This is a genomic window from Mesorhizobium sp. M4B.F.Ca.ET.017.02.2.1, assembly GCF_003998955.1.
GTDB lineage: Bacteria > Pseudomonadota > Alphaproteobacteria > Rhizobiales > Rhizobiaceae > Mesorhizobium > Mesorhizobium abyssinicae.
This window is the reverse complement of sequence record NZ_RZOF01000156.1, coordinates 1-13,395: the sequence shown is the minus strand read 5'-3', so window position 1 is coordinate 13,395 and position 13,395 is coordinate 1. Positions and strand designations below refer to the sequence as shown.

6 protein-coding genes and 1 pseudogene are annotated in these 13,395 nt (G+C 63.2%); 2 read left to right on the top strand and 5 right to left on the bottom strand.

What is annotated here, in order from left to right:
• A partial coding sequence (locus EN738_RS18985; RefSeq protein ID WP_281034312.1) for an adenylate/guanylate cyclase domain-containing protein occupies positions 1-928 on the bottom strand: 928 nt, incomplete at its 3' end.
• A gap of 240 nt (positions 929-1,168) precedes the next feature.
• On the opposite strand from EN738_RS18985, the gene EN738_RS18980 reads away from it, so the two are divergent.
• Both EN738_RS18980 and EN738_RS18975 read left to right on the top strand, forming a co-directional pair.
• Positions 1,169-4,468, top strand: coding sequence for an adenylate/guanylate cyclase domain-containing protein (locus EN738_RS18980; protein ID WP_127285036.1), 3,300 nt, complete (start codon positions 1,169-1,171; stop codon positions 4,466-4,468).
• A gap of 18 nt (positions 4,469-4,486) precedes the next feature.
• Complete coding sequence (locus EN738_RS18975; protein WP_127285035.1) at positions 4,487-5,167, top strand: redoxin domain-containing protein; 681 nt, start codon at positions 4,487-4,489, stop codon at positions 5,165-5,167.
• A 609-nt stretch (positions 5,168-5,776) separates the two neighbouring features.
• Here the strand turns inward: EN738_RS18975 and EN738_RS18970 are convergent.
• The 4 genes and pseudogenes from EN738_RS18970 to EN738_RS18955 all read right to left on the bottom strand — a co-directional run.
• Positions 5,777-8,077 carry an AGE family epimerase/isomerase gene (locus EN738_RS18970; protein WP_127285034.1) on the bottom strand — a complete coding sequence of 767 codons (2,301 nt, stop codon included), beginning with the start codon at positions 8,075-8,077 and terminating at the stop codon, positions 5,777-5,779.
• Positions 8,078-8,477: 400 nt separating this feature from the next.
• A complete protein-coding gene (locus tag EN738_RS18965) occupies positions 8,478-9,905 on the bottom strand; it encodes an HlyD family type I secretion periplasmic adaptor subunit (protein WP_127285033.1) in 1,428 nt (475 codons plus the stop codon).
• Complete coding sequence (locus EN738_RS18960; protein WP_189340381.1) at positions 9,892-12,543, bottom strand: type I secretion system permease/ATPase; 2,652 nt, start codon at positions 12,541-12,543, stop codon at positions 9,892-9,894. The genes EN738_RS18965 and EN738_RS18960 overlap by 14 nt, the downstream gene beginning before the upstream one ends.
• A gap of 101 nt (positions 12,544-12,644) precedes the next feature.
• A pseudogene (locus EN738_RS18955) lies at positions 12,645-13,395 on the bottom strand (hypothetical protein); the annotation flags it as partial.

Here is a 13,395-nt window from a genome sequence, read left to right as displayed (position 1 = left end):
CCTGCACGGCGAATATGTCGGTCAGGTCGCGGTCGAACCGCTCCGCCCAAAGATGGCCGCCCGTGGTTGCATCGATGAGCTGCGCGGTGATGCGCACCCTGTTCCCCGACTTGCGTACGCTGCCCTCAAGCACATGCCGCACGCCGAGCTTCGCACCCACGTCCTGCACATGGACGTTCTGGCCCTTGAACGTGAACGACGAATTGCGGGCGATGACGAAGAGCTGCGACAGTTTGGACAGTGCCGTGATGATGTCCTCGGATATGCCGTCGGCGAAGTAGTCCTGTTCGGTGTCCCCGCTCATGTTGGCGAAGGGCAGGACGGCGATGGACAGCTTCGGCGGCGCTGCCGTCGCCGGCCGGCCCGTCGCGGTTTCCGGGGCCGCGGCCGCCTTGGTCGCGGCGCTGCCGACTTGCAGCGAATAGACCCGGATCGGCTCGGCGATGTTCTTGAGCTGCGTGCTCCCGAGATCGCTGACTGAGAGGTCGAGCCTCGCCTTGACCTGGCGATAGGCATCCTCGGACAGGCAGATGGCGCCGGGCGACGCGACGCCTTCCAAACGCGAAGCGATGTTGACGCCGTCGCCCATCAGGTCGCCGTCGCTTTCTTCCACCACATCCCCCAGATGGATGCCGATCCTGAACTCGATGCGGCGGTCCTGCGGCACGCCGGCATTGCGCTCAACCATGCCATTCTGAACCTCGACGGCGCAGCGCACGGCATCCACCACGCTGCGGAACTCAACCAGCGCCCCATCCCCGGTGCGCTTGATCACCCGCCCGTTGTGCACCGCGATAGTGGGATCGATCAGGTCGCTGCGCAGTGTCCGCAATCTCGCCAAGGTAAGATCTTCGTCAGCGCTCGCGAGCCGGCTATATCCGACCACATCTGCCGCCAGGATTGCCGCTAGCTTACGATTCTCGCTCATGGTCCGTCTCCTCATCTCCACGATAGCAGGAAGACGCTGGGCAAGAGGGAATTTTCGCAAAAGACGGCGACGCAGCCGCAGGGCTCGGCAGCGCTCTGCCGCCGGACGCACGGGGTCGTTCGATGCCCATTTGCGCTGCCGCTTGCTGGTCGGCTTCTATCGGTTCATGCTTGTGGATACCGTGGCCGTGAAGCGCTTGGCGAGATCACGCCGCCACGGCCGCGAGTGAGGTCTTGCTCCATGGACTGCTCAGGCTGCGGTTTCGAGGTTGCGAGCGGTTTCGCTTTCTGTCCGAAGTGTGGCAGGCGCCAGCCCGTGCCATGCGGCAGTTGCGGCTACCTCTGCGCACCTGATTTCGAGTTCTGTCCGAAATGCGGGACAAGCCTCGGCGCGCCGGCAAAGCCGGTCGAACGGCCTGCTCCGACACCAAGCCGGACCCTTGAGCCGCCTTCTCGACCTGCATCGCAGCTTGCGAACGTCGAGAGCGAAGAACAGCTGCATCCCGTCTCTGACGCCGATCGCCGGACGGTAACGGTCCTGTTCGCCGACCTTTGCGGCTTCACGACACTCAGCGAGCAGCTCGACCCCGAGGTCATGCAGACGCTGCAGAACGAACTGTTCAAGGAATTGACGGCGGCCGTGCGAAGCTTTGGTGGTTTCGTCGACAAATTCATCGGCGATGCACTGCTCGCTTTGTTCGGCGCGCCGGTCGCGCATGAGGACGATCCGGAACGCGCGCTTCGCGCCGCTCTCGACATGATCGCCAGGACGGCGCGGCTCGGCGAAAGCGCCCCCCGTTCCGGCTCGCCTCTGCTGCTCCACATCGGCATAAACACTGGTCCGGTCGTTACCGGAGGATTGGGCATCGGCGCCGCCAAATCCTATTCGGTGACCGGCGACACTGTGAATACGGCGCAACGGCTGCAATCCCTGGCCGCACCGGGTGAGGTGCTGGTAGGCGAGCTCACCCACAGGCTGACCCGGCACGCCTTCTCTTACGAGTCGCTGGGCGACGTCGTGCTTCGCGGCAAGGCTGGCAGTGTGCTCGTCCATCGACTGGATGCACCGCTTGCGGCGCCGCGTGCCGCGCGTGGGCTCGAAGCGCTCGGCCTCGGCGCGCCTCTAATAGGTCGCGGTGCCGAGCTCAATAGAATGCTGGCGAGCCTTGACCAGGCGTGCGGCGGCTCGGCCCAGCTTGTCCGCCTCGTCGGAGAAGCCGGAATCGGGAAATCGCGGCTGGTGAAGGAGTTCGTCGCCCGCGTCGGCGATGAGGATCGTTTTCGCAACGTCGCCGTGCGGCAGGCCACGTGCTCCCCGCTGGGCGAACAATCATTCGGCGCCTTGGGCGCAGTGGTGCGCAGCGCTGCCGGGATGATGCAAAACGACAATGGCGACGAAATGCGGGAGAAGCTCGCAGCCTTGCTTACCGATCTCGGCCTGCAGGGCGAGGAGGCGAAGCGGCTGATGCCTTTGCTCTACCATGTGCTTGGGCTTGGCGACCCCGATGCCACCCTGCAGCATGTCGAGCCCGAGCAGCTGCGGCGGCAAATTCTCTACGCAGTCCGCACAATCATCGAACGGCGGCTTGCCTTGTCGCCGCTGCTGATTGTCGTCGAAGACCTGCACTGGGCCGACGCCGCTTCGCTCGAGGCACTGCGTTTCGTGATGGATAAGTTGGAACGCACGCGGTTGATGTTGCTGGTCACGCATCGTCCGGCGCCGGACAACGACCAGCTCGATTCAAGTCGGGTCAGTCACACAGCGCTCCGGCTTTCGCCGCTCAACAGCGATGACGGACGCGGATTGCTGGCGGCGCTTTTCGGCGAGAGCTGGGTTAGCTCGGCAGGCGGACTTCTCGACCAGATCCTCGAGCGTGCGGGCGGCAACCCGCTGTTTGTAGAGGAGATCGTTCGCGGTCTTATCGATCGTGGTGTCCTGGTGCGCGAGGGCCAGCGATGGCGGACTGTGGCAGGCGAGGTCGCAACCGGCATTCCCGCCACTATCCAGGCAATGCTGCTTGCCCGCGTCGACCGGCTGCCCCCGGAGGTGCGCCGGTTGGCCCAGGAAGCCGCGGTAATCGGTCCGCGCTTCGATGCCACACTTCTGAAAGCCGTGACAGCCGACCCCGGCCGCCTGGAAGCGGGCTGCGAACTGCTTTGCGATGCGGAAATCATCGAGGAAGTTGTCGGATCAGGATCGGTCTCGTCGCAAAGCTATCGCTTTACGCAAACATTGCTGCAGGACGTGATCTACCAGAACCTGCTCCTGCAACGACGGACCGACATCCACGGGCGGGTCGGTACAGCCTTGGAGCAACTGTGCGGCGACAAGCCGGAACGGCTCGAGGATTTGACCGCGCTCGGTCATCATTTCGCACAGAGCGCCGAGCGGGAGAGGGGCGCGCATTACCTGCAGGCGGCGGGCGATCGCGCTCGCACGATATACGCCAACGACGACGCCCTTCGTTTCTACGAGCGAGCACTGACCGCATTGGGCGAAATAGGGCAAACACCGCTCAAACTGGCAATCGCAGAGCGCATTGCTGATCTGAGCGGTCCGCTAGGCCGCCGCGACGTCGCGCACCAGCACTACGAGACGGTGCTGCAGGCATATCGCGCGTCCGCCGATCGTGTCGCTTCGGCGCGCGTTTTGCGTAAGATAGGTCGGCTGCTCTGGGACGTCGGCAAGCGGGACAACGCAGTATCCCGCTATGCCGAAGCGGCAGCGCTCCTCGATGGCGCGGATGCCCCGGTCGAGCAGGCGCATCTCTGGCAAGAACGTGGCCGACAGGCGTTCCGTAGCGGAGATCACGCTCTCGCGGCAAAATGGGCAGACGCGGCGCTGGATTGCGTCGGCACTCTGACAACGGAGCATGTCTCCGAGGTGGGGCGCGATGCCACCCTTGTGACCGCCGAGGCACTCAATACCAAGGCTGTCGCCTTGGCTCGTCTTGGGCGAGACCGCGAAGCCGTCAGCCAGGTTGAGCGTAGCATTGAATTGGCCGAAGCCGCCGGCCTGCTGGGCACGGCTTGCCGCGGCTACACCAATCTCGGCGTGCTTTACACGACCATCGATCCGACAAAGGCGATGGAGGTCTGTCGGCGTGGCCTCGAAGTGGCGCGCCATATTGGTGATTTGGGCTTCCAGGCGCGCCTCCTCGCCAATCTGGCGGTCGCCTGCTGTACTTTCACGGATCGCTGTCCAACGGAGGGCGTGCCTGCCGCCGAGAAGGCCATCGAGATCGACCGGGCGCTCGACCAGCGCGAGCACCTGTCGGTGCCGTTGATCGTGCTAGGGCAGATCCACCAGTGCAACGGCCGTCCGGAACTGGCGGTTGGCTTGTTCCACGAAGCACTGGACGTAGCCCGCGAAACGGGCGAACCGCAACTGCTGTTTCCGTGCTATGATGGTCTCGCAACGCTTAATCTCGACCTCGACAATCTGGCCGAGGCCGAACGCTACTTTTCCCTGGCGCAGGGTATATGCGCCCAGCACGGGCTCGACCCGGAAGGGCTTGTGGTGCTGCCTTTTCTCGACTAGCCGGGGTGGGAGGTTGGAATGTCAGCGCGCATTGACTTGATACCGCTTCAGCCGGGCGACCGTGCGCCGAACGTGATACTCGACGCCATCACCCACGAAGGCAAGATTGCGCTTGACGACTTTCGCGGCCAAAAACCGGTGCTGGTCGGCCTGTTTCGAGGTCTTCATTGCGCGTTTTGCCGGCGCCATATCGCCGCCCAGGCGCGGCTCGATCCGGAACTGCGCGAAAAGGGCGTGGGGAGCCTGACGGTGGTCAACACGCCCATCGAGCGGGCACGTCTCTATTTCCGCTACCACCCGATGCCGAACCTGCTTGCGGCCTCCGACCCTGAACGCGCTTCACATCGCGCTTTTGGCCTTCCCAATCTCGAATTCACCGAAGACGAGACGAATTGGCCCTACAAGGTCTCGATCGCAGCGGCAAAGGATATGCGGGTCAACGTACCGGGCGAGTTGCCCGGTCCAATGGATCCTTTTGCGGCCAGCGAAATCCTCAACAACAAGGACCAGTACGAAGTGACCGAAGCCGACGAGCAGATGATGGCGACCGGACACGGACAACTGATAGGTCAGTTCCTGCTGGACCGGCAGGGCATCGTCCGCTGGAGCTTCACCGAGGTTCCAGAGGGTGGGCGGCACATGTTTGGAGCACCAAGCCCGCAGGAACTGATGTCGGCCGTGTCCCAAGTCGCCCAATAGACTTGCGAACTGAACAAGGAGCGGCAATGCTCGCTGTCACCCTTGGCTAGCGATGTCGTCCGTGCAGGGGCCTGGTGTCCGGTGGGTTTGCGCAAAGATTTTGCATTTTGTGCGCGTGCCAACCAAGGCTTCCGCAATACCAGATCTTTGTAGTTTTGGAGAATCGAGATCAACTCGTCGGCGTGTGGCTGACGACCCGAACACTGTTCGTCCTGATTCCGATTGTCGAATAGGCTGGCGGAGTTGTCGCAGAACGGCGACGGCTGCGGATTTAAGGCGGCCCAGCAGACGCGGGTACGAGTTGGGTGGCCGCTGGGCCTAACCAGCGTCTTTTGGGGGGCGCCGGCTAAGCCAGCATCTTATTCACTTTCCTGCAATTGCTAATTTAGCAAAAAGGCGGATGCTCGTCGTACTACCCATCGGAACGGCCCGATCTCGACCGGAATTCGTGCCTGGCGAACGCGTGGTGGCAACCAGCCGGAGTTCGTCCCTTTGGATGATGCCTGCTTGGAAGCCGAGCTGTCGCTCCATCAGCCTGGGCTCGCGGAATGAAGGCCGCGTCTCCCCGGCAATCGCCTCGGCTCGGCAATGCATGCCGGGCCGTTCGGGTCAGGCGTTGACCTGCCTGAGCGAGGCCTTGCCCGTATCCGAAACTGGCATCGGGAAGGGCTCGACCTGTCCTCCGGTCTTGTCCAGATACTGCATCAGCGCGGTGACCAGATGGTAGAAGATGCTGGCCGGGACCTCCGTCGCCGCTGACCTGCCGCGCTCGTCGATCCTGTCGACCCACAGCCCAAGCGGCGCCGGATCGATATGCCATCTGAAGAGGCGGGCGACGCGCGCTTCGATCTCGGGTTTCAGGTCGGGTCCGCCAATGCCGTCCAGGGCGACGGCCGCCTTGACCGCCTCGCATTGCGGCCAGCTTCGGGAGAGCCGGTCGAGGGGTATCCCTTGTCGTGACACGGCAGCATAGGCCAGACCCGTGGCCCGGTTCAGTCCGCTGGCGACCGCCGACGAATAGAGCTTCCTCGCGTAGGCGACCAGGTCCTTCTGCCCGCTCGCCCGGGAGAACTCGACGAGCAGCGAGGCCCATTCGAAATGATGCCCTGGTTCGGTCCACTGTCCGTCGTCTCCCGGCAGAGGCAGCCAGTCGACGTCGAAACGCTCCCCGAGCGTCCAGCTCTCCTGGTCGAAGAAATGGCACCGGAAGAGATCGATGACGCGCGCCGCCCGGCGCAGATAGGCGCGGTCGCCGGTGACGTCATGCCAGGCAAGGAAGGATTCCAGCATGTGCATATGCGGGTTCGAGAACCGCACTCCGTTCCAGCCGGGGCTCTCGAGGAAGCCATTCAGGCTGCCGTCCTCGAGATGGTTGTCGATGAAACCAAATGTCTCCTGGGCAAGCCGCAAGGCGTCGCCATGGCCGCATCGATGAGCGTGGGCAAGCGCCAGCAGCACGCAGGAATGGTCGTAGGCGTCCTCCGCCGGATCGGCCACGCTGCCGTTGCAATTGAGGGTGCGCACCCAGCCGCCGCGGTCGCTGCGGCCGTGTTTGGCGATGAAGCCGATGCCATGGTCGATGAGCCTGTCGGCGGGTCCGTCCCAGCCGCGTTCCTTGGCCACCGCGAACGCATAGATCTGGCGCGCCATCGTGCGCATGCGCTTGGGTTTTCCGAGCGCCCTTGCATCGAAACCCAGCGCCTCGTGGAAGCCGCCATGCACATCGTCGACACCTGCCGTCGACCACAGCGGCAGGGTTTCCTCGAAGAGCCAGTGCTCGACGCGCTTGCGCCATGATCCGCTGACAATGACGCGGTCTTCCGACGCCGTGAATTTTGTCTCGAGGCGTCCGCTCTTCTCCAGCTGTTCGACGACCTTCTTCACGTTCTGGCTGTGGCTTACGGGCGCGACGAACACCGCGTCAGGCGTGGCCACCACCGCCACATCCTTCATTCCGATGACGGTCAGCAGCCTGCCCTGGCTGCGCAGGTAGGAACTGTCGCAATCCATGGCGACGACGTCGCCCATCACGACGTTGCCGTCGCGGTCGGTCGGGCTGGCTTCCAGCAGCGATTGCCACGATCCAAGGTCATTCCAGCGGAAGGAGGCCGTGACCATCGCGATGCCGTGGGCATGCTCCATGACAGCGTAGTCGATCGATGTCGACGGGACAGCCGAGTAGAAGCCCTGCGGCAGATAGATGCCGGAAATATCGGCCCGTGCGGTCTTATACGCCCGCTCGGCGCCGTCCCAGATGTCGGGCCGGAAGTCGAGAAACGCTTGCCGCATCGTGTCGGCGCGAAACAGGAAGATGCCGGCGTTCCAGTAGAAGTGTCCCGAAGACACATAGTGGCGGGCTGTCTCGGCGTCGGGTTTCTCGACGAAACGCGAGACGGCGGCCACCCCGTCGCCATTCGCCGACACCTCGACGTAACCGTACCCGGTTTCGGGATGTGTCGGCTTGATGCCGAATACGACGATCCGTCCCGACGCGGCCGCCGGCCTGCCCGTCTCGACGGTTTCCCAGAATTGCCTTTCGGTGGATATCTCATGATCGGAGGGGACCACGAGCACAAGCGCATCGCCGCCATGCTCGGATATCGTCTGCAGCGTGGCGATCGCGACCGCCGCGGCGGTGTTGCGGCCTACGGGTTCGAAAATCGGTCTGCCGCCATTGAGGCCGAGCGGACCGATGTCCGACACAAGGCGGTCGGCATGCCGCTCGGACGCTATGAGGTAGATGGGCGTCTCGCCATCCGGCCGCGCCTTGAGGCGCCGGACCGTCTTCGCTAGCATGGAGCCGTCGCCCGAAAGATCGTGGAACTGCTTGGGGTTGTCTTCGCGCGACAGCGGCCACAGCCGTGAGCCGACGCCGCCGCTCATGACAAAACTTACGATCCGGTCCGGCATGTCCAGTCCCTCTCGGGCTCCTTTTCGGCGCCTAGGTGCCCGAACCACCAACCCGCGTCGTGTTCCCGAAAGCCGGTGGCCCTGGTGGGCGCACTGGTCTCGAAAGCGAGCGTGTTCAACCTAGCCTGGCCGACTATGTTCAGGGCCACGGTTTCCCCTCCGCACTTCTGGGCGGAATCCTAGCACGCTGCCGAACCCAAGGCCTCTTCATGAATTGGGGGTAGCCCTTGGTCCGCACCCACTCATCCAATAGGAGCATGCCTGCCGACAGCCGAGAGGATGCGTCGCGCATCCTGCTCGGGCGCCGACGGGAAGGGTGGGCTACAAGGATGGCGGACCGCGCCGCGTTCTCTTCGGAGCGTGACGGGCCCGACGGAGGTTCGTCGTCTGGAAGCCGGCTTTACCGCTCGCGTAGCGATTCCTGCTGATATTTCGCCAGAGGCGAGAGGAAGTAGCCGATGATACTGCGCGTGCCGGTCTTGATCTCAACCGTCACCGCCATGCCCGGACCGAGCTTGACGAGCTTGTCATCCACCTGCATGTCCGTACGGTCAAGTGAAACGCGTGCGGCATATTGGAGTTCCTGATCTCTCGGCTCGCTGTCGCTCTGCGCTGCGCCCGACGCACGGTCGTTCGACCCGGTCGGTTGCCGGTCGCGAACTATGGCATCGGATGACACGCTGACCACTTCACCATGAAGAAGCCCGTAGCGGGTGAAGTTGAATGTGTCGACCTTGATTTCCGCCATCTGTCCCGGATGGACAAATCCGATGTCTCGGTTGGAGAGCATGGCCTCGATCTCGAGATGGCTCTCACTGGGCACCACCACGGCCAGTGGCTGAGCGGGCGTCACCACGCCTCCCACCGTATGAACGGCCAGTTGTTGTACGACGCCATCGACCGGCGCGGTCAATTGTTGGAGCTTCGTGCGCCGCTCAGCCTTGATCACTTCTTGCCCAGTGCTCGCAGCTCTCTGCTCGGCTTTCGCGAGCGCCTCATAGGTCGCGCGCCGGTACTCCGCGGTCGTCTTTTCCCTCGTTTCCCTTAGCAACGCGATGGCTGCGTCGGCTTCGCGCAGCCGGCTCTGCTGCAGGTTGAGATCCTGTTGAAGGCCGACCAACTCCTGATACTCGGAGAGATAGAGGACCTTCGAGGCAAGTGCCTTGTCGACGAGCTGCTTTTGAATGTCGACCCGCTCCTGCAGCAGCGGTATCGTCGCCTCGAGCTTCGCCCCGCTCGCCAAAGTGGTCGATCGTTCCGCTTCTTTCTGGGATTGCTCGCGATCTATCTCGGCGAGCTTGGTGTTCTGTTCGGCGAGCTGACTGACCAGATACTGGCGGTGCATCTCGATCTCCGCTGCGCTCGCGCCCTGCGGCGGCCGGAAGGCCGCAAGAGGATCCTCCGCGAGCGCCGCGCGCAGCCGCGCGACGTCGAGTTCGGCCGAAAGGAGATCGCTTTTCTGGCGCTCCTGGTCGGCGTCCGCCATGGTCGGGTCGAGCTCGATCAGGACGTCGCCAGCCTTTACGCTCTGTCCATCGCGTACGTTGATGGCGCGGACGACGCCCGTGTCGAACGGCTGGATCAGCTTGGTGCGCCCGCCTGGCACGATCTTGCCCGTCGCGGTTGCGACGATATCGACTGTGCCCAACCACGCCCACGCCAGCGCGAAGCAGAAGACCGCGATGATACTCGCCCCGATCGCGCGCCCGATCGGCGACGGCGGCGACTCGGTGATTTCGAGCGCCGCTGGCAGGAACGCAACTTCGTGCTCGTGGCGACGAAGTTTGACTCCCGGAAATTCGACGATGTTTTGACTAGCGGACTTCATGGATGCCAGCCTGCAGATAGTGGAGGTTTGCGTAACGCCCGTTCGAGCGGATCAGGTCTTCATGGGTACCGTCCTCGACGATGCGGCCATGCTCGATCGTGATGATCCGGTTCGCGTGACGCACAGTCGAGAGCCGATGAGCGATGACAAAGACGGTTCGGCCGGCAGAAATTCGCTTCATGTTCTGCTGAATGGCGCGCTCGCTTTCGTAATCCAGGGCGCTGGTCGCCTCGTCGAGGATGAGGATGCGCGGGTCCGTAATGAGTGCCCGAGCGATCGCCACACGCTGGCGCTGCCCGCCGGAAAGACTGCTACCGCGTTCGCCGACGACGGTGTCATAGCCCTCTGGCAGCTCCAGGATGAAATCGTGAGCACCGGCGAGCGATGCCGCAGCAATGACGCGCTCCATGGGCATGGCCGGATCAGAGAGCGCGATGTTCTCGCGAATGGATCGGTTGAAGAGCACGTTCTCTTGCAGGACGACTCCGATCTGGCGTCGAAGCCAGGTCAGGTCTACCATCGCCAGATCGACGCCATCGACCAGCACGCGTCCACTCTCCGGCACATAGAGCCGCTGTATCAGCTTAGCAATGGTGCTCTTGCCGGAGCCCGAGGAGCCCACGATGCCGATGACCTGACCGGGCTCGACGCTGAACGACACGTCGTGCAGCACCTCGGGGCCGTCGATCCGGTAGCGGAAAGTCGCGTGCTCGAATGTCACCCGCCCGCGGATCGCCGGCAGCGCGGCGCGGCCAGGATTGAAGCTTGGCTCGGGAATGGTGTTGAGGATATCGCCCAGACGATCGATCGACAGGCGAGCCTGATGGAAATCCTGCCAAATCTGCGCGAGCCGCAGCACCGGCATGCTCACGCGTGATGCCAGCATATTGAATGCGACGAGTTCGCCGACGGTCAGGTCGCCGCCGATCACGAGCTTGGCACCGAAGTACAGGATTGCGGCGACGACCAGCTTGTTGATCAGCTGCACCGCCTGGCTCGCAGTATTGTTCAGGCTCAGCACGCGAAAGCTTGCGGTCACATAGGCGGCGAGTTGCTCCTCCCAGCGGCGCTGCATCTGCGGCTCGACCGCCATGGCCTTCAGCGTCTCGACGCCCGTGACGGTCTCGACGAGGAAAGCTTGATTCTCCGAGCCGCGATCGAATTTCTCATCGAGGCGCCGGCGAAACAGTGGCGCAGCCCCCGCGGAAATGCCGATGTAGAATGGGAACGACGCCAGAACGATCAGCGTCAACGAGGTCGTGTAATAGAACATCACGGCAAGGAAAACGACGGTGAAGACGAGATCGATGACAAGCGTGAGCGCCGAACTCGTCAGGAATTGGCGGATATTTTCGAGCTCGCGGACGCGTGCAACCGAATCCCCCACGCGGCGTGTCTGGAAATATGCGATCGGCAACGCCATCAGGTGACGAAACAGCCGGGCGCCGAGCTCGACGTCGATGCGGTTCGTCGTATGCGCGAACAGATAGACGCGCAGCGTGCCGAGGACAGTTTCGAAAACGGTCAGCGCGACGAGACCAGTGACCAGAACATCGAGCGTGCTCATGCTTCGATGCACGAGCACCTTGTCGATGATCACTTGGAAGAATAGCGGTGAGAGAAGGGCGAAAACCTGAAGGAAGAACGACGCGACAAGCACTTCGCTGAGAAGATAGCGGTACTTGTGGACCGCGCCGAGGAACCAGCCGATATCAAACCGTCGAGAGAGATCCGTCAGGGCCGCGCGCCGGGTCATCAGGATGATGCCGCCGTCCCAGATGGCCTCGAACTCGGCCTGGGTCATTGTGATGGGTTGCGGCGACGATGGGCGCTGAACGAGGAGCTTGTCGTCGACAACTTTGCCGAGGATCAGGTATCCACCGTCCCGAAGCACGGCGATTCCAGGCAGCGGAGTAACCGCAAGCCGATTCCAGTTTGTCCTCTGTGCCTGAGCCTTGAGTCCAAAATCTTTTGCACAGCGCAGGATTTCGGTAACGCCCACTGGCGCCGCGCCCATCCGATGCCGGATCTGGTCTGGGTCGGCCGCGATGCCATGGCAACGCATCAATATCGCCAAGGCAATGAGCCCTGAATCATCGCCGCCTTCGGGTGCGGTGCTCGCCGCCTCGACGGCCGTATCGCGTCGATCGGCGAACCGCGCAGGCAACACGGTATCGCGGGCGCGGCGTACCAGATCACGCCCGCGGGTAGCCATGCCGGCAAGGGCATGAAGCGCCCGTTGCGCAAGGTTCTGTGATCCGGCCAGGATCAAACGGCCGTCCCAGATTGCCTCGAATTCCTCGCGCGTGAGCCGCTTCGGCCCTGACAAGGGCGGATGCAGCACAACCGCTCCGTTGTCGTCGACCTTCCCGAGAAGCAGAAACCCGCCGTCATGCAACGAAGCGATGCCAGGCAGTCGGACGCTCGCAAGTTGTTTCCAATGTGTCTTGCGCGAACCGACCTCAAGCCCGAGCGAGCGGGCGCAGCGAAGCATCGCGCGGATGCCGATTGCACTGCCGCCGCCACAGCGCTCGCGGATCTGGTTGAGTTTGGCGTCTACGCCATGAGAGCGCAGGAACAGAGCCAAAGATCGAAGTCCCAGGTCTACGGCATGGGTATTCTCGTTCTGCATCGCCATCTTGGCACAACCCTTCGCGGATACGTCCGCGTTCCATCCCCCTTGCATTCACAAACTTGACGGCGCCGCACCCAGGGCCGAACCCCCGGGTGCGGCGGCGATCAATGTTGCGGTCTGGTCAGGTACGAGTCGTGATTCCAATTGCCTCCATTATTCGACAAGGAAGCCACGATCTGGCCGGGATCGACCGGGCCGGAATTACCGGCCAAGTACTGGCTCAGCAGCGCAAAGCTCTGGCTTGCCAGCGACGCTCTGGCTGTGCCGGTCGCAAATGGGTGATCCGCCATGGCGGTGTTTTGGGGCGCCAAGGTTCTGGTGGCGCCGGCGACCAGGTCCCTGTGCTCGTTCAGCAGCGCAGAGCCCTGGGCTGCCAAGGACCGTTGCCAATTGGCGGGAGCAAGCTTGCGATCCGTATGGGTGACCGCCAGCGACGACGTTGTGATGGTCGCAGGCCGAGGATCCGTTACGGCGATGGTCTGCGGCGAGGCTGTTGCGACGGCGCCGGTGACCGGGTCCTTCGCCGTTGCCGTCAGCGTCAGCGTCGCCAGCGGATGAGCCGCGCCCCTGTAGTTCGATTGCAGCGTCAATCCGCTGTCGACCTGCGCTGCCGTCAAGGTGATGTTCTTGCCACTAAACGTCTTACCATCGAGTTTGTCGGTGATCGTCTCGTACCTCGGCAAGCCCGTCACCTTCACGGTCACGAGGTCGTTGGGGTCGGTCGTTGTCACCTTGACCCCGAGGTCGACCGTACCGCCCAGCCCGCTCACGTCGAGCGTTTTGTCAGCGATGGTGAGGACCGGCGCGATCACTGACGGGGTCGTTGGGGTTGTTGGGATGGTGGGGGTTGTAGGG